This is a genomic window from Leisingera sp. NJS201, from assembly GCF_004535885.1.
Classification (GTDB): domain Bacteria; phylum Pseudomonadota; class Alphaproteobacteria; order Rhodobacterales; family Rhodobacteraceae; genus Leisingera.
Genome location: NZ_CP038234.1, coordinates 3,280,579 through 3,297,909, shown reverse-complemented (window position 1 = coordinate 3,297,909; position 17,331 = coordinate 3,280,579). Strand labels below are relative to the sequence as shown.

Below are 17,331 nucleotides of genomic sequence, written 5' to 3'. Positions count from 1 at the left end.
GCTATGAAACTTTACCGATTTTTGTCCGAAGACGACACCTCGGCCTTTTGCCACAAGGTGACCGATGCGCTGAACAAGGGCTGGGAGCTGCATGGCAGCCCGACCCAGGCTTTTGATCCCGTGAAGGGGATCATGCGCTGCGGCCAGGCCGTGGTGAAAGAGGCGGACGGGACCTACACCCCTGAGACCAAACTGGGAGAACACTGATGGCCAAGACCAGTCCGGCCAAAACCAATCCGGGACGCTTTTTCGAAGACTATACCGTTGGCGAGGTGATCCGCCATGCGGTGCCGCGCACGGTGTCGGGCGGCGAGCGGGCGCTGTATCATGCGCTTTATCCGGCGCGCCATGCGCTGTATTCTTCGGATGAATTTGCCCGGGCCGCTGGTCTGCCTTCGGCGCCGCTGGATGATCTGGCGGCCTTCCATGTGGTGTTCGGCAAGACGGTGCCGGACATTTCGCTGAATGCGCTGGCAAACCTTGGTTATGCCGAGGGGCGCTGGCTGCTGCCGGTCTATCCCGGCGACACCTTGCGCTCAGAATCCGAAGTGATTGGTCTCAAGCAGAACTCCAATGGCAAATCCGGCGTGGTCTATGTGCGCACCCGCGGGTTGAACCAGCGCGATGACTGCGTGATGGAGTATGTGCGCTGGGTGATGGTGCGCAAAGGCGATCCGGATGCGCCGGCGCCGGAAACGGTGATCCCGGAATTGAACAAGGTGATCCCGGCGGACCAGCTGGTGATCCCGGCCGGGCTGGACTTCCGCAACTACGATTTCACCCTGGCCGGCGAGCCGCACCGCTGGGGCGACTACGCGGTGGGCGAGACCATCGACCATGTGGATGGCGTCACCATCGAGGAAGCCGAGCACATGATGGCGACCCGCCTGTGGCAGAACACCGCCAAGGTGCATTTCGACAATACTGCCCGGCCCGACGGCACCCGGCTGATCTATGGCGGCCATGTGATTTCAATGGCGCGCGCGCTTAGCTTCAACGGGCTGGCCAATGCGCAGATGATTGCGGGATTGAACGGCGGTGCGCACGCTAATCCGTGCTTGTCGGGTCTGACCGTGCGGGCCTGGTCCGAGGTGCTGGACAAGGCCGATACAAGCGCGCCAGGCGTTGGTGCGATCCGGCTGCGGCTGGTGGCGACCAAGGGCGGCGCGCCGTTTGAGCTGAAGGGCGAGGATGGCAAATACCTGCCGGACGTGCTGCTGGATCTCGATTACTGGGCGTTGATGCCGAAGTGACGCAAGGGGGCTTTGCCCCCTTGCGCCTTGGGCGCTCATCCTCAGGGTTTACGTGTTCGTCATTGCCGTTGATGCGGCCGGTGCCAGATTGAGGGGGGCCGGTTTTCCGGGGAGCCATCCAGGGGACTGGCGGTGGGTGGCCGACCCCTGGAAAGAACTGAAGCCGTCGGCATTGCGGTCGTAAAATATCCCGCCAGCCGCCGCGCCATATGTCCGGCCATCCGAACGGCAGATGATTGCGCAGCAATCAATGAGAGGAGGCCAGCGGCCCTAGAAGCGCGGTCGAGCGGCCAACCCAATCGGTCAGCGTCGAGCGATCCAGATCGCCCCCGTCGCGGGCATAGGTTTGCGACTGCCGGTACAGCGGACAGTGACCGGTGTTCTTTCGGGGCTTGCGCCGCCCCACATCGGCGGTCCCCTTCGAACTTGCTGACCAGGACATGTGCCAAAATACCAGGACCGGGACGCCGCGCCCGAGGGGCGTGACGGCAGCACGGATTGAACGATCCGGCCGCAATCGGCACAGGCCATGTGTTACCCGGCAGGCGATTTGCATAGCAATTCTGCCGAGAGGGCGCGGGCGGACAATGCGGTTCACCAGTGAGCCTTGCGGGCGCCATTGGTTCCAGACCCAAGGCGACCGCGGCCGTCCAGCCGGCTTTCTGCTGAGTTGCAGCCCACGTCACCGATGCCGCCATTGACCCCCCGGAATGGGATGCCGAAGCCAGACCGTCCTTTTGCTGCGCGGTGTTTGAACTGGAAAGGTGCCGGACAGAGCCACCATTCGCTGCGGACGGGCCAATGGCAGCTATCCTGAGCGAAGCGCCAAGGGGAGCCAGCGCCATGACATTGATCTCGCACTGCCAATATGGTTCTGCCCAATACCGCCGAAAAAAAGCAGAATGAACTAGGGAGGTGCGCGCAGGCGACACCAATGCGTCCAAGTCGCCGGCAAGACTATTGGCAAGACTACTGGAAAACGGCGCTTTCCCACTCTTCGAGAAATGTCCGCCGCTTCAGTTTGTCCAAATAGGTAAGCAGCGCGGGTTCCAGAGCAATAGCCGACTGGCGAACACTGTCTTGCGCTGAGCCAAGGGGCGGCAGCTTGATGTGTTTTTCGCCAGCCTTGCTGGATTGCAGGAAGATCAGGTGGCGGATGAACGCGGCTGCAATCTGGGGGTTTGGTGCGTCTTTTGAAATGAAGACGGTCCGCATTATTGTTGTCGGAAAATCGGAAGGCAGGATGATCTGCAAACCATCATCCGGATTGGGGCGCGCCGCGGCATAGCTGCCAAGCACGTTATAGGCAACTGCGATAGTACCATTGGCGAGGTCATCGATCATCTCGCCCGAACAGCAATAGAGGCGCACGCCCAGGCTTCCCATCACTTCCGTCAACCTCCAATAGGTCTCGGAGGCGCGAGCATCCTGGGTGGCAAACAGATATCCGACGCCGGACTTGCGAACATCATAGGTTCCGATCCGGTTGCGGAAGAAATCCGGCCGATCACGCATGGCCTGGATCAATGCCTGCCTGGTTTTTGGAACTTCATGTCCGGAAAAAGCCGCGCGGTTTATCACAATGGCAGCGGGTTCGGTGGTGAAGGCAAAAAGACTGCGCCGCCATTGTGACCAATCAGGGACTTCCAGCGCCGGAACGGCACGGGCGTAGCCATCATTGGCAAGTTTGAGCTGAAGATCCATCGCGCTGGAGACCGCCAGATCGAACGCCTGCGGCGCCTGCCGGATCAACCTGTCTACTTCAACGGTTCCGGTGACCAGATATTCCACCGAGACATTCGGGTTCACCGCTAGAAAACTGGTAATGATCGGGGCGATGAACGAGGTGTCGGTGCTTGAAAGCACCCGCAGGGTCCGGGTCGCGGATTGCCCTTCAAAGACTTGCCGGTCTTCCCAGTCTTGCGCGGCCGCCAGCAACGGCCAAAGACAGATGATTACAACGAAAAGATAACGCATGCGCCGCCTTCCGGTTTATTCGAAAGATCCAATGTCCCGCCATGCGCAACCGCAACATCCCGCGCGATCGTCAAGCCAAGCCCGGAACCGATGATGTTTTTGGCGTTTGCTCCCCGGGTAAAACGTGACGCCAGGGTGCCGATCTCGTCCGGAGGGAAACCTTGCCCCTGGTCACGGACTTCAACCTGCGCCCGGGGCCTCGACCTGATGCGGATATGAATGACAGTTTCGCTTGGCGCGTATTTGAGCGCATTGTCGATGATGTTGCGGAGGGCGTTCTGAAGCAGGATCGGGTCGCCTGATATCGGCACCGTAGTTTCGGTATCCAATCGCAGCTCTACATCTTTCATCTCAGCCACCGGTGACAGGCGCTGCACAAGTTCCTTCGTCAGATCACCCAGATCAAGGTTCTGGCGTTCCAGATGATCGGCGCGAAATGTAATCATCGCATGATCCAGCAGCTGCCCGGCAGCGCGCGAGCTTTCGTCGATTGCGCGCACCATGGCCCTTAATGCCTGGCGGTTTTCCTCCTTGCCGACGCGCTGCAAAGTTGCCTCGGCATGGGACCGGACCGTGGCCAGCGGCGTGCGCACCCGATGGGCGGCTTCGGCGATGAAATCTTCGGATTGCTGCAGGGAGTGGTCGAGGCGTGTCATAAACCTGTTCAGAGAGGAGACCAGCGGGGCCATTTCCGACGGCACCGGCTGCGAGACCGGCCGCAGGTCCTGCGGCCCGCGGCGGGTCACCGACAGGGCAAGCCGCCTGAGCTGTCCAATGGTTGTGGAGGTTGCCCAGAACGACAGCAGTGTGGCCAGCAGAAAGAACCCCAGACCAAAAATTGCGACGTTGCGGGAAATCACGTTCAGCGTTCCGGCCAGAGCATCCTGGGTCTGGGCAATTGAGACCGTAATCCGGGTTTTGGCATCTGCCCCGATCAAGACACGCGATGCCGTGGCCAGGCGCATTTCGGCACCGCGGAACGCAATAGTCTGAAAGCCGGCCCTCTTTCCGGGCGGCATTTGCAAGCGCGGCAGGTCTTCATATCCCGACAACACGGTGTCATCCTGATAGATCGCATAAAAAATCCGGTCATCGGATGCCGTCGCCAGCATGGCGAAAGACGCATAGGGAAAGTCGATTTCAACGGCACCGTCACGCAGGATGGCCGCGTCCAGTATTGATGTCACCGAGGCGTTTATGATGTTGTCCTGACCTCGCTGTGCAATTTGCGCCGCATAGCTCCGCGCTACAAAAAATAACAGAATGGCAAGCAGTGCAGCGCCGCCGATCAGGGTGATCGCCAGGCGGTTCCGCAGCGATCCTGAAACACGGAACGCATCACTCATGGTCCAGCCGGTATCCAAGACCGCGATGGGTGGTGATCTTTAGGCTGGAGCTTTCAAGATGTTTGCGAAGCCTGCCTATATACACTTCAATCGCGTTTTCCGACACGTCCTCATCGTAGGAAAAGAGGCTGTCGGCCAGCTTCTGTTTCGGGAAAATCCGGCCAGGAGAATTGATCAGAAGTTCAAGCAGCCGCAGTTCACGATTGCGCAGGTTGACGGTCTCGCCGCCAACCGCGAGGCGGCCTGCCACCGGATCAAAGATCACGTCGCCGATGCGCAATACGGTTTGCGCAGTACCGGTCTTGCGTCGCAGCACGGCGCGGCAACGCGCCTGAAGCTCGGCGTGGTCAAAAGGCTTGGTGAGATAATCATCCGCTCCGAGATCCAGCAGGCTGATTCTGTCGGAAACCTGGGAACGCGCGGTCAGAACGATAACAGGTGTGTCCTTCTCCCGGGCCCGGTGCTGTTTGAGAAACGTCCGGCCATCCCCATCCGGCAGCATGATATCCAGCAGAATCAGATCATAATCGCCAACTTCGGAATAAGTGATGGCATCCCGGATTTTACACGCATGGTCAACCACATGACCGTCAAATTTCAACCGTGAACAAATGGCATTTGCCAGGTCGGCATTATCTTCGATCAAGAGAAACTTCATCAGGATTTACCCCGCTTTTTGCGGCGTGACAGGTCTGTGTCAGGTTGGCGTGTTTGAATGTCTCAACTGAGCCGTCTTGCGGACAGTTGTCAAATGGGAGGAAAATATGACGACATTCAAAATCGGCCGTCGCGTCCTTATGGCGGCCGCTGTTGCGGCGCTTGGTCTTGGAGCGTCGGCATTTGCGGGCGAAGAACCAGTCCTCGACAGTATTCATTTTCTGATTCCAGGCGGTGCCGGCGGCGGATGGGACGGCACAGCCCGCGGCACTGGCGAGGCCCTGACCAAGGCTGGGCTTGTCGGCAACGCATCCTACGAAAACATGTCCGGGGGCGGCGGTGGCAAGGCCATCGGCTATCTCATCGAAAACTCTGAAAGCAACCACGGCACTTTAATGGTCAACTCGACACCCATCGTGATCCGGTCACTGACAGGTGTGTTTCCGCATAACTTCCGCGATCTGACCTTGGTTGCCGGAACAATCGGTGATTATGCCGCGCTGGTCGTTGGCAAGGACAGCCCTATCGACTCGATGGAAGACCTTTTGGCCGCCTTCGACGCTGATCCGCGCGCAACTGCGATTGGCGGTGGTTCGGTTCCCGGCGGCATGGATCATCTGGTCGCTGCGATGGTGATGGAAGCGGCGGGCAAGGATCCGCTGGACGTCAAATACATTCCGTACGATGCGGGCGGCAAAGCCATGGCCGCGCTTTTGTCGGGTGAAATTGCAGCCCTGTCGACCGGTTTTTCGGAAGCAGTGGACCTGGCGGCTGCGGGCGAGATCAAAATCATCGGGGTGACATCCGAGGAGCGCGTAGCGGCAGCGCCGGATGCAATGACGATGAAAGAACAGGGCATCGGTACGACATTTGTGAATTGGCGCGGTTTCTTCGGCGCGCCGGGGCTGCCGGCGGACAAGGTCACCATGTACCAGGCTGCACTTTCAAAGATGTATGACACGCCGGAGTGGGAGGATGTCCGGGGCCGTAACGGCTGGGTCAACATCCACAACTCGGGCGATGCGTTCAAAACTTTCCTGGAAGAGCAAGAGCAAGTCATCGGCGATTTGATGAAAAAGCTGGGCTTCCTGTGAAGCCTGGACTGGCAGAGCGGGTGATCGCTCTGCTTGTTGCAACGGGAGGGGAAAATGGCACTTGATCGATGGATTGCACTGATATTGCTAGGTATTTGCCTGACCTATGGCTTTACCGCCTGGTTCACGATGGATACAGGGCTTGCACCGTTCATGCAGCGCAACCCGATCTGGCCAAGCACCTTTCCCAAAGTGCTTTCAATCCTGGGCGTGCTTGCCTCGCTGGCTGTTCTTCTGGGGCTCGAAAAGGGCGACGTGACGATTGGCGAAATCGATTACCGCCGGCTGGGCGAATACAAGCTAGGGCAGGCCATCCTGCTGCTGGCGCTGATGGTTGCCTATGCGCTGTGCCTGCGGCCGCTGGGCTTTATCGTTTCAACCGCTGCCTTTCTGATCCTCGGCTCGTTCGTTCTGGGAGAGCGCAAGTGGCATATCATGATCATCGTTGCGCTGATCGCCACATTGGTTGTCTGGTACCTGGTGCAACAGGTCCTCGGCATTTACATGCGCCCGCTGCCGGGCTTTTTCGGAGGCTGATATGCTCGAAGGACTTCTCATCGGTCTGCAAACGGCGTTCTCAATTCAAAATCTATTGATGGTGATCGGCGGTTGCCTGATCGGTACTTTTATCGGCATGCTTCCCGGTCTTGGGCCAATGTCGATCATCGCCATCATGATTCCGGTGGCGATTTCAATGGGCGATCCATCGGCGGCATTGATTTTGCTGGCCGGTGTCTATTACGGGGCCATTTTTGGCGGTTCAACCTCGTCGATCCTGCTGAACGCTCCAGGCGTCGCAGGAACGGTAGCTTCGAGTTTTGACGGATATCCGATGGCCAAGCAGGGCAAGGCCGGCAAGGCCCTGACTATTGCTGCCATTGCCAGCTTTTGCGGCGGCACCGTGGGGGCGCTGCTGTTGATGGTTTTTGCCCCCGCCCTGTCCTCGGTCGCGCTTCTCTTTCACTCGGCTGAGTATTTTGCACTGATGGTCGTCGGTCTGTCGGCGATTGCGGCCTTCGCTGGCACCGGGCAGGTTGCCAAGGCTCTATTGATGACTGTGCTTGGCCTGATCATGGCGACAGTAGGGGAGGGCGCACTGTTTAACCTGCCGCGCTTCACGATGGGGATCATGGATCTGCAATCCGGCTTCGGTTTCATCACTCTTGCCATGGCGATGTTCGCCCTGCCCGAAGCGCTCTTTCTGGTGTTGAAGCCAAAGGAGACACATGACGGCAGCGATGACGAGATCAAGGATTTGCGGATCAACCGTACCGAGGCCAAGGCGATCGCACCAGTGATTGGCAGGCAGTCGCTACAAGGGTTCTTCATAGGAGTTCTGCCAGGCGCAGGCGCCACGATCGCCAGCTTTCTTGGGTATGCGGTCGAACGTAACATCGCAACCAAGGACGAGCAGGCTGAATTCGGCAAAGGCTCGATCAAGGGCCTTGCCGCCCCGGAAACAGCCAATAACGCCGCCTGCACCGGTTCATTTGTGCCCTTGCTGACTCTGGGCATTCCCGGTTCGGGTACGACCGCGATTCTGCTGGGCGCGCTCATCGCGCTGAACGTAACACCCGGCCCGCGTTTGATGATTGACGAACCGCAGGTGTTCTGGGCAGTCATTATGTCGATGTTTATTGGCAATCTGGTGTTGCTCGTACTGAACCTGCCGTTGATCCCCTACATCGCCAAGGTGCTTTTGGTTCCGCGCAACTACCTGATCCCCTTCATTCTCTTTTTCACGCTGATGGGGGCGTATATTGGTCAAAACAACGCGACCGAATTGCTGATCCTGGTGGGGTTCGGCATCTGCGCCACAGCACTGAGGTTTGCGGACTATCCACTTGCCCCCCTGCTTATCGGGTTCATTCTCGGCGGCATGCTCGAAGATAATTTCGCCCGTTCGATGCAGCTCTACGATGGTGTTTCGTTCATTTGGGAACGCCCGATTACAGTCGGCCTTCTCGTAGTCGCGGGACTGCTTGTCGTTCTTCCCGGTTATCGGGCAAGGCGGGCCGCACTGCGTGCCTCAGGCACAGCTGATGGTGATTAAACGGCGAAATTTGGAACCTGGTCTACGCCCGCCGTTCAGCGCTTTGTAACGGTTCGAGTATGCCGCAGAAAACGTAGCTTGAGCACTTGCCGGTTTTCTCTGCGCAGAAGACGAGCGGCTGCTCTGCTGAAAATCGCATGGGCAAAGAGCGGTCCGGTATTTGGCGTCAACACGATCTTTGCCCCGGCTTACGAAGCGAACAGGTGTTGATCAAAGCAACACGGCAGAAATTTTCAGCCGGATGAACAGAGGAGGCTGGCAGAAATGTGATGACCCTTGGCGCGATTGCCGCTTAAGCTGGCTGCATGCGGGTTTTGCAGCTTCTGGTAATCTCGGCGCTCTCCCTCTGGCCGTTGCGGGCAGCGGCCTGCGATCTGGCATTGGTGCTGGCGGTGGATGTCTCCGGGTCGGTGGATGCCAAGGAATACCGCATTCAGATGGACGGGCTGGCGGCAGGGCTGCGCGACGGGCTGGTGTCAGAGGCGCTGGTCAAGGCGCGCGCGCAGGTGCTGTTGGTGCAATGGTCCGGCGAGTCACGGCAGGAGGTGACGTTGCCTTGGGTTCCGGTGCGCAGTTTTGCCGATGTCGAGGCATTGGCCCGGCAGATCGAACAGGCGCCGCGGCCCTGGCGCAATTACTCCACCGCGGTGGGGGAGGCGCTGTTCCTGGCGCTGGATCAGTTTTCCGCAGTGCCGGACTGCAGGCGCAGGGTGATCGACATTTCCGGCGACGGGTTTTCCAACGAAGGTGTTGAGCCGCGCGAAGCGCATGGGGCGCTGTCCGCCCTTGGGGTGACAGTGAACGCCATCGCCATCGAGCAGAGCGAACCGGATCTGACAGCCTACTTTTTTGAAAACGTGATCCGCGGCGACGGGGCTTTTGTGGTCACCGCCTCCAGCTTTGACGACTACCCTTCGCGGATCCGCAAAAAGCTGGTGCGGGAGGTTGCCAAGCAGACCGCTGCGCTGCCGCCCGAGGCAGACAGGAGGGCGCTGGCTTTGCAGTGATTTGCAGATTGCCTTGTGATTCTGCAAAAATTTTCCAATTTGTAAATTTGTGATCACTAATTATTTGCTGTGATCACAAGTCGTGGCCTTTTAGCGCCAACAGAGCAATTTCCCGTGTTTTTTAACACTTCCTTCGGGTGACACGCCGTAAAAATCGGCTAAAACGTCGTCAGCCAACCTGAAAAGGAGCCAACATGGCCGATGTCAATCGGGGCAACCGCCCGCTTTCGCCGCATTTGCAGGTCTACCGGCCGCAGCTGACCTCCCTGACGTCGATCCTGACCCGGATCACCGGCAATGCGCTGATCGTCTCGGCGCTGCTGATTGCCTGGTGGTTCCTGGCCGCCGCAACCTCGCCTGAATACTTCGCCATTGCCAATGGCGTGCTGACCAGTTGGTTCGGCGATCTGGTGATGACCTTGTCGGCGCTGGGTCTTTGGTATCACACGCTTGCAGGTATCCGGCACCTGATCTGGGACAATGGCTATATGCTGGATCTGGACCAGGCCGAGAAGCTGGGCTGGTTTGTGATCACAGGATCAGTGATCCTGACCGTTCTGACCATCATTATCGTCTAAGCTGAAGGACACACGCGATGCGATTTCTGACTGACCGCAAGCGCGCCGTTGGCATGGGCGCTGCAAAATCCGGAACCAGCCACCATTGGGCGATGCAGGTGAGCTCGGTTGCTCTCTTGATCCTGGTGCCGCTGTTTGTCTTCACCTTCGGCTCCGCGCTGGGCGGATCTTACGAGGAGATCACCGCCTATTATGCGCGCCCGTTCCCGGCGCTTGTGGCGGCGCTGACCATCTGGGTCGGCATGATGCACTTCAAGTCCGGCGCCCAGATCATGATCGAAGACTATGTTCACGGCGTCAAAGGCCGCCTGACGATCATTCTGGTCAACTGCCTGTCTTATGCCGTCGCCGCGACCAGCGCCTATGCGCTGATCCGCCTGGCCCTGTAATCTCCGAGGTTTCCATCAATGGCTGCTTACGAATACGAAACACATGAATATGACGTGGTCGTGGTTGGCGCCGGCGGGGCTGGCCTCCGCGCGACGCTGGGCATGGCGGAACAGGGGCTGCGTACTGCATGCGTGACCAAGGTGTTCCCGACCCGCTCCCACACCGTGGCAGCGCAGGGCGGCATCGCCGCCAGCTTGGGCAACATGGGGCCCGACAGCTGGCAGTGGCATATGTATGACACCGTCAAGGGCTCCGACTGGCTGGGCGACACCGACGCGATGGAGTATCTGGCGCGCGAAGCCCCCAAGGCGGTTTACGAGCTGGAACACTATGGCGTGCCGTTCTCGCGCACTGAGGAAGGCAAGATCTACCAGCGCCCGTTCGGCGGCCACACCACCGAGTTCGGTGAGGGCCCCGCCGTGCAGCGCACCTGTGCCGCCGCTGACCGGACCGGCCACGCGATCCTGCACACGCTTTATGGCCAAAGCCTAAAGAACAACGCCGAATTCTATATTGAGTATTTCGCCATCGACCTGATCATGTCCGACGACGGGCAGTGCCAGGGCGTGGTGTGCTGGAAGCTTGATGACGGCACCATGCATATCTTCAACGCCAAGATGGTGGTGCTGGCGACCGGCGGTTATGGCCGCGCCTATTTCTCCGCCACTTCGGCGCATACCTGCACCGGCGACGGCGGCGGCATGGTGGCCCGTGCCGGCCTGGCGCTGCAGGACATGGAGTTCGTGCAGTTCCACCCGACCGGTATTTACGGCTCCGGCTGCCTGATCACCGAGGGCGCGCGGGGCGAGGGCGGCTACCTCACCAACTCCGAAGGCGAACGGTTCATGGAGCGCTATGCGCCCCAGTACAAAGACCTGGCGCCGCGCGACTATGTTTCCCGCTCGATGACGATGGAAATCCGCGAAGGCCGCGGTGTGGGCGCCGAGGGCGACCATATCCACCTGAACCTTTCACACCTGCCCGCCGAGGCGCTGGCGGAACGGCTGCCGGGCATTTCCGAGAGCGCCAAGATCTTTGCCGGTGTGGACGTCACCAAGGAACCGATCCCGGTTCTGCCCACCGTGCACTACAACATGGGCGGCATTCCGACCAACTATTGGGGCGAGGTGCTGAACCCGACGGCTGACGATCCGACCGGTGTTGTGCCGGGCCTGATGGCCGTGGGCGAGGCTGGCTGTGCCTCAGTGCATGGCGCCAACCGGCTTGGCTCCAACTCGCTCATTGACCTGGTGGTCTTTGGCCGTGCCTCGGCCATCCGCGCGGGCAAGGTTGTGGATCCTGAGGCGGCGAACCCGGTGCTGAACACGGCTTCTGTTGATAAGGCGTTCGACCGTTTTGATGCCCTGCGCAATGCCAAAGGCAGCATCCCGACTGCGGATCTGCGGCTGGAAATGCAGAAATGCATGCAGGCCGACGCGGCGGTGTTCCGCACTGCGGAAACCATGGCCGAAGGCGTCGAGAAGATGACCGCGATCGCCGCCAAGCTGGACGACCTGCAGGTGACCGACCGGTCGCTGGTCTGGAACTCCGACCTGATGGAAACGCTGGAGCTGACAAACCTGATGCCAAGCGCGCTGGCCACCATTGTTGGCGCCGAGGCCCGCAAGGAAAGCCGCGGCGCCCACGCACATGAAGATTTCTCGACCCGCGACGATGAAAACTGGCGTGTCCACACCGTTTCCCGCGTGGCGGGCAACAAGGTAGAGCTCAGCTACCGTCCGGTGATCACCGACCCGCTGTCCACCGAAGAAGAAGGCGGCATCAGCCTTGCCAAAATCGCGCCCAAGGCGCGGACGTTCTAAGGAGACAGATCATGGTACAATTCAGCCTCCCGAAGAACTCTAAGATCACCACGGGCAAAACCTGGCCCAAGCCGGACGGTGCCAGCAATGTGCGCAAGTTCAAGATCTACCGCTGGAACCCGGATGACGGCCAGAACCCGCGTGTCGATACCTATTTCCTGGACATGGACACCTGCGGCCCGATGGTGCTGGACGCGCTGATCAAGATCAAGAACGAGATTGATCCGACCCTGACCTTCCGCCGGTCCTGCCGCGAAGGGATCTGCGGCTCCTGCGCGATGAACATCGACGGCATCAATACACTGGCCTGTATCTATGGCATGGATGAGATCAAGGGTGATGTGGCAATCTATCCGCTGCCGCATATGCCGGTGGTCAAGGACCTTATTCCCGACCTCACGCATTTCTATGCCCAGCATGCTTCAATCATGCCTTGGCTGGAAACCAAGACCAACCGCCCCGCAAAGGAGTGGAAACAGTCGATTGAGGACCGCAAGAAGCTGGATGGGCTTTATGAGTGCGTGATGTGCGCCAGCTGCTCGACCTCCTGCCCAAGCTACTGGTGGAACGGCGACCGGTACCTTGGGCCCGCAGCCCTGCTGCATGCTTACCGCTGGATCATCGACAGCCGCGATGAGGCCACGCCTGAACGTCTGGATCAGCTGGAAGACCCGTTCAAGCTTTACCGCTGCCACACCATCATGAACTGTGCCAAGACCTGTCCCAAGGGTCTGAACCCGGCCAAGGCGATTTCGCATATCAAGCAAATGATGGTCGAGCGCAGCGTTTGATATGCAACACGACTGATCCGCAAGGATCCGCTGTCCAGCAGCGATGAAAATTGCACCACCCCCGGTTTCCTGCGAAACCGGGGGTATTGTTTTTCCCCATGCAAACGGCAGGCACAGAAATGAAAACCATCTTTCCGGCCATTGCGGCCTTAAGCATTCTTTCAGGCTGCTTGTCGGCGGCAGACAATGACCGCTTGGGTGCGCAGCTTGCTGCCACCGACGCCCGCATCCCCGGTTGTATCGACGCGGCGGGCATTACCGGGCAATACCGGGTGCGGACCGAGTTCCTGGGCCATGGGGCCGGGGCAATTGTCTTGCGGACCGTGCAGTCCGGGCAAAATGTGACGGACGGGCAGGCGGCGCAGGCAACCTCCTGCATTAACGCCTGACGCAATCGGGTTGAGGTTCGGTTTAGCCGCCCTAGGCTGCAGGCATGCAACCACATGTTTTTGCCATTCTTTTAGCCGGGCTTGCCGGTCTCGCCATGCCGCTGGGCGGCTTCCTTGCCTGGTGCGAGCATATCCGCAACCCGATGCTACGGGACGAAGTGCTGCACACCATCGGGGCCTTTGGCGGCGGGGCGCTGGCCTCGGCAGTGGCGCTGGTGCTGGTGCCGGAAGCGGCCGGGGTGCTGCCGCCCGCTTGGGCGGTTGGCCTGTTTGCCGCTGGCGGAGCGGTGTTTTATGCGGTCGATACGCTGTTGCAGCGCCATGGCGGCAGCGGTGCATTGCTTCTGGCGATGCTGCTGGACTACCTGCCGGAGGCGATGGCGCTTGGCGCAATGCTGGTGGCCGATGCTGCCACTGCCAAGTTGCTGGCGCTGATGATCTTCCTGCAGAACCTTCCCGAAGGCTTTGCCGCCTTCCGCGAAGTCTGGAATGGCAGCAGCCCGGCCTGGCATGTGTTGCTGGCCTTTCTCGGGCTGGCCGCGCTGGGGCCGGTCTGCGCGCTGGCAGGACTTGTTTGGCTGGCGGACGCCCGCGCCGCCTTGGGGGCGATCATGATCTTTGCGGCTGGCGGAATACTCTATCTGTTGTTTCAGGATATCGCGCCCAAGGCCCATTCCAGCCGCAGCAGCGTGCCGGCATTGGGTGCGGTTGCGGGGTTTGCGCTGGGGCTGGCCGGGGAGCTTCTGACCGGCTGAGACTTGCCTGCCGGGTTTGCAATGCGGTGCCTGCATGGCGCCTTTGCACAATCATCTGCTGCAGCGGGTTTGGCCTGCGCCTATCCTCCTCCGCGAGGGAGGATATTGCCAGACTATGGAGGCAACCAGATGAACCCCGTGAAACCAAAAAAGAAGCAGGCCGCACAAGACGCACTGGACGTGCTGGAGCAAGCCTTCGCCTATTACACCCCGGAACCGCTGCCGGCGGTTGAGGAGGCTGACCCCGGCGAATGGGTGATCGAATACTATCAGGCGGCCTGAGTGCCATAGCGGTTGAGGCTGCTGCTGCCGCCGGGTAGACAAGGGCTATGCCCCTATTGCTGCTGTTTCTCCTCGCCGGTGTGTTCGGCTATTTCCTGTGGCGCCGCAGCGCCTCCGGTCTGACCCGGAATTGCCGCTGGCGCCAGCAGCGCGCCAATAGTCAATGGCGCTGCAGCTATTGCGGCGCGGTTGCGCCGGGCGGGGAAGCCCCGCGGATCTGCGGCAATCCGCAGCGTAAGCCCTAGGGAAACTCTCCCGCGCCCGCAGGCGCACCGGCTGCGCCGGAGCGCCTTCCGTGCGGCCTTGGGCCCGGCACCGCGCCAAGGCGCGGTGCCGGGCCCAACTGCGGCGGGGCTTTGCAAAGCCCCTGAAGCAGGCGGGAGCGCACCGGTCTGCCGGTCTGCTGCAGGCATGGCAAAGAAAACACTTGAACGACTCAGGCACATGCCCGATATGGACGCCCAAGACGCCAACGCACGCGCCTCTGGCGAAAGGGGTTACGCCCCTACGGTTACGTAGCGACGGTAACGTCTCTGACAGAACTGAGCGGTCATATATGGCCGGGTCTTTTGGAGATGACCATGAACGCAAACGTAGCCGGGCTGACTGCCCGTAATTGCGAAACTGTATCCCGTACTTTGAGCTTCATCGCCGCAAGCCGGTTCGAGCGGCCGACATTGGTGGTGGACGCCGAAGCGGTTGCCGCAAAATACCAAGCATTGGCCGCGGACTGGGCCGCGCCCGCATTCACTATGCGGTCAAGGCCAATCCGGCAGCGGGCATTCTTGAGCGGCTGGTGCAGGAGGGATCCAATTTCGACGCGGCCAGCCGGGCGGAGATCGAAATATGCCTGGCGGCAGGGGCCGCGGCCAGCCGGATCACCTTTGGCAACACCATCAAACGGCCTGCCGACATTGCCTTTGCCCACAGCATCGGCATCACCCATTTTGCCGCCGATGCGCGTGAGGAGCTGGATAAGCTGGCTGCCCATGCGCCGGGTGCCAAGATCTGCCTGCGGCTGGTTGTTGAGGCCAGCGAAGCCGATTGGCCGCTCAGCCGCAAATTCGGCTGCACGCCGGAAAAGGCGCTGAAGCTGATGGATTATGCTGCCGCCCGCGGCTTGCAGGTCGAAGGCCTGTCTTTCCATGTCGGCTCGCAAACCCGCGAACCGCAGATGTGGCAGGGCACGCTGGAGCAGGTGGCGCGGGTCTGGCGGCAGGCGCATGAGGCAGGCCATAAGCTGAACCTGCTCAATATCGGTGGCGGTTTTCCGGCCTCTTATGGTTCGGACATGATGCCGGCCGAAGATTACGCCCGCGCAGTGATGGCGCAGGTTGGCGCGTATTTCGGCGATGTGCCGGAGATCATGGCCGAACCGGGCCGCGGGTTGGTGGCCGAGGCAGGCGCCATTGCCGCCGAGGTGCTGCTGGTCTCGCGTAAGCATGACGATGACTTGCACCGTTGGGTCTATCTCGATATCGGCATGTTCTCGGGCTTGGCCGAAACCATGGGCGAGGCGATCCGCTACCGGATCACCACGGACCGTGACCACGAGACCACCGGCCCCTGCATTCTTGCCGGACCTTCCTGCGACAGCGCGGATGTGCTGTACGAGCGCAAGCCCTACCAGCTGCCGCTGGGGCTGAGGGGCGGGGACCGCGTGGTGATCCATTCCTGCGGCGCCTATACCTCGACCTATGCGTCGGTCGGCTTCAACGGCTTCCCGCCGCTGGATGTTGTGGTGATCTGACGGTTGTGATCCGGCCGGGTGTTCCGGTCGTTGCGGCGGGGCTTGCAAGCCCGCGGCGATGCGGTCTTGATGGGGCAAACAGACAGGAAGGCTTGCCCCATGACCGACATACCCGCAGCCCCCGCCGATGCGGAGGCCCGCCGCGCCGTCCAGCCCGTGGTCTGCTATCCCAACGAGACCCTGCCTGCGCCCGATCTGGCACTGTATCAGCAGGCCCGGCTGGGCGCAGTGAAAACCGGCGAGGTGCTGGCGCAGCCCCGCGAAGCCGCTTGTTTTGAGGTGCCGGCCGGGCATTTCTTCCGGATCAGCTCATTGGAGGGGCCGCAAGTCGGCGACCTCAACCTGTGGAACAGGAACGACCTGAGCGAGCGGTTCTATTCCGGCAAGACCCGCGCCTTGCATGGCACCCATATCACCACGGGCGAGCGGATGTGGACCAGTTTCCCGCATCTGCGCCCCATGGCCACGATTACCGCAGATACCTTGGGCTGGTACGGGATCGATGATTTCGGCGGCTCGGTGCATGACGTGATCGGCACCCGCTGCGATCCTTACACCGGCAACCTGCTGGCCGGCAGCCAGTACCACCACTGCTGCCATTCCAACCTGACACGCGCATTGGCGGAACATCTCGGCCTTTCCCTGGCGGAGGCGGAACCGCATGTGCATGACGTGCTTAACGTCTTCATGTGTACCGGCTTTACCCGGGATACCGGCCAGTACTTCATGAAGGCCAGCCCGGTGCGGCCCGGTGATTATCTGGAGTTCTTTGCCGAAATTGATCTTCTCGGCGCCCTCAGCGCCTGTCCCGGCGGCGATTGCTCGGCTGAGCATTCCAGCGATACCGCTGCCTGCCATCCGCTGCTGATCGAGATCTTCGCACCCGCAGCAAGCGCGCTGAAGGGCTGGCAAAGCCCGCCCCGCAATGGTTATGACCGCAGCCATGGCCGGTAGCGGTCAGAAAAGGAAAGCTGCAGTTTCACCGGAAGCGCCAATATTGGCGTGAATTCTGGGGAGATAGGGATTTTCTGGAATGCAGCGGCGTCACACGGGTTCAGCCTTAAGGGCACCATGAGGCAATGCAGGCAGAGAATGCATTCAAAGTGGCTCTTGGCCGCATTGGTCAAAAATTCAGGCTGGCAATAAAAAGGGCAGAGGAAAACCGCTGCCCTTACTTTTTAATGAA

At 60.4% G+C, this 17,331-nt stretch carries 18 protein-coding genes and 2 pseudogenes; 16 read left to right on the top strand and 4 right to left on the bottom strand.

All coding sequences use genetic code 11. The annotated features are described in order from the left end of the window. The first annotated feature begins 3 nt into the window (after positions 1 to 3). The gene (locus ETW23_RS16070) at positions 4 to 207 is read left to right on the top strand and encodes a DUF1737 domain-containing protein (RefSeq protein ID WP_027235108.1); all 204 of its coding nucleotides are present in this window, start codon (positions 4 to 6) and stop codon (positions 205 to 207) included. Then, on the top strand, positions 207 to 1,253 hold the full coding sequence (locus tag ETW23_RS16065; protein WP_134830606.1) for a MaoC family dehydratase: 1,047 nt from the start codon (positions 207 to 209) through the stop codon (positions 1,251 to 1,253). The genes ETW23_RS16070 and ETW23_RS16065 overlap by 1 nt, the downstream gene beginning before the upstream one ends. Before the next feature lie 262 nt (positions 1,254 to 1,515). Here the strand turns inward: ETW23_RS16065 and ETW23_RS25505 are convergent. From ETW23_RS25505 to ETW23_RS16045, 4 genes and pseudogenes are all read right to left on the bottom strand, one after another. Next, positions 1,516 to 1,626 (bottom strand): annotated as a pseudogene (locus ETW23_RS25505) (transposase); the annotation flags it as partial. Between the two features lie 596 nt (positions 1,627 to 2,222). Then, positions 2,223 to 3,191, bottom strand: a complete 969-nt coding sequence (locus ETW23_RS16055; protein WP_368075852.1) for an ABC transporter substrate-binding protein — start codon at positions 3,189 to 3,191, stop codon at positions 2,223 to 2,225. A 17-nt stretch (positions 3,192 to 3,208) separates the two neighbouring features. Continuing rightward, entirely contained in the window at positions 3,209 to 4,576 is a 1,368-nt protein-coding gene (locus tag ETW23_RS16050; RefSeq protein WP_134830604.1) for a sensor histidine kinase, read from the bottom strand. Next, positions 4,569 to 5,234: a response regulator transcription factor gene (locus ETW23_RS16045; RefSeq protein ID WP_134830603.1), complete on the bottom strand. Its 666-nt coding sequence runs from the start codon at positions 5,232 to 5,234 to the stop codon at positions 4,569 to 4,571. Before ETW23_RS16045 ends, ETW23_RS16050 begins: the two co-directional genes overlap by 8 nt. A 106-nt stretch (positions 5,235 to 5,340) precedes the next feature. Between ETW23_RS16045 and ETW23_RS16040 the strand changes: the two genes are divergently transcribed. From ETW23_RS16040 to ETW23_RS15980, 14 genes and pseudogenes are all read left to right on the top strand, one after another. Further along, positions 5,341 to 6,327 carry a tripartite tricarboxylate transporter substrate binding protein gene (locus ETW23_RS16040; protein ID WP_134830602.1) on the top strand — a complete coding sequence of 329 codons (987 nt, stop codon included), beginning with the start codon at positions 5,341 to 5,343 and terminating at the stop codon, positions 6,325 to 6,327. A gap of 54 nt (positions 6,328 to 6,381) precedes the next feature. Next, the gene (locus ETW23_RS16035) at positions 6,382 to 6,864 is read left to right on the top strand and encodes a tripartite tricarboxylate transporter TctB family protein (RefSeq protein ID WP_134830601.1); all 483 of its coding nucleotides are present in this window, start codon (positions 6,382 to 6,384) and stop codon (positions 6,862 to 6,864) included. 1 nt (position 6,865) lies between these two features. Then, entirely contained in the window at positions 6,866 to 8,380 is a 1,515-nt protein-coding gene (locus ETW23_RS16030; protein ID WP_134830600.1) for a tripartite tricarboxylate transporter permease, read from the top strand. Positions 8,381 to 8,685: 305 nt separating this feature from the next. Continuing rightward, positions 8,686 to 9,387: a DUF1194 domain-containing protein gene (locus ETW23_RS16025; protein WP_134830599.1), complete on the top strand. Its 702-nt coding sequence runs from the start codon at positions 8,686 to 8,688 to the stop codon at positions 9,385 to 9,387. Positions 9,388 to 9,581: 194 nt separating this feature from the next. Next, on the top strand, positions 9,582 to 9,965 hold the full coding sequence (gene sdhC, locus ETW23_RS16020) for a succinate dehydrogenase, cytochrome b556 subunit (protein ID WP_129369891.1): 384 nt from the start codon (positions 9,582 to 9,584) through the stop codon (positions 9,963 to 9,965). A 17-nt stretch (positions 9,966 to 9,982) separates the two neighbouring features. Next, a complete protein-coding gene (gene sdhD, locus ETW23_RS16015; protein ID WP_129369892.1) occupies positions 9,983 to 10,354 on the top strand; it encodes a succinate dehydrogenase, hydrophobic membrane anchor protein in 372 nt (123 codons plus the stop codon). 18 nt (positions 10,355 to 10,372) lie between these two features. Further along, positions 10,373 to 12,178 (top strand): succinate dehydrogenase flavoprotein subunit, encoded by a 1,806-nt coding sequence (gene sdhA / locus ETW23_RS16010; RefSeq protein ID WP_129369893.1) that lies wholly within the window; start codon positions 10,373 to 10,375, stop codon positions 12,176 to 12,178. An 11-nt stretch (positions 12,179 to 12,189) separates the two neighbouring features. Further along, positions 12,190 to 12,969, top strand: a complete 780-nt coding sequence (locus ETW23_RS16005; RefSeq protein WP_134830598.1) for a succinate dehydrogenase iron-sulfur subunit — start codon at positions 12,190 to 12,192, stop codon at positions 12,967 to 12,969. 119 nt (positions 12,970 to 13,088) lie between these two features. After that, a complete protein-coding gene (locus ETW23_RS16000) occupies positions 13,089 to 13,358 on the top strand; it encodes a hypothetical protein (protein ID WP_129369895.1) in 270 nt (89 codons plus the stop codon). Positions 13,359 to 13,402: 44 nt separating this feature from the next. Next, entirely contained in the window at positions 13,403 to 14,113 is a 711-nt protein-coding gene (locus ETW23_RS15995; protein WP_134830597.1) for a ZIP family metal transporter, read from the top strand. A 129-nt stretch (positions 14,114 to 14,242) separates the two neighbouring features. Then, positions 14,243 to 14,395, top strand: coding sequence for a hypothetical protein (locus ETW23_RS25210; RefSeq protein ID WP_167738133.1), 153 nt, complete (start codon positions 14,243 to 14,245; stop codon positions 14,393 to 14,395). A gap of 47 nt (positions 14,396 to 14,442) precedes the next feature. After that, positions 14,443 to 14,640 carry a hypothetical protein gene (locus ETW23_RS15990; RefSeq protein ID WP_134830596.1) on the top strand — a complete coding sequence of 66 codons (198 nt, stop codon included), beginning with the start codon at positions 14,443 to 14,445 and terminating at the stop codon, positions 14,638 to 14,640. A gap of 330 nt (positions 14,641 to 14,970) precedes the next feature. Continuing rightward, positions 14,971 to 16,145, top strand: a pseudogene (locus ETW23_RS15985) (type III PLP-dependent enzyme). Between the two features lie 99 nt (positions 16,146 to 16,244). After that, positions 16,245 to 17,099, top strand: coding sequence for a DUF1989 domain-containing protein (locus ETW23_RS15980; RefSeq protein WP_134830595.1), 855 nt, complete (start codon positions 16,245 to 16,247; stop codon positions 17,097 to 17,099). The last annotated feature ends 232 nt before the right edge of the window (positions 17,100 to 17,331 follow it).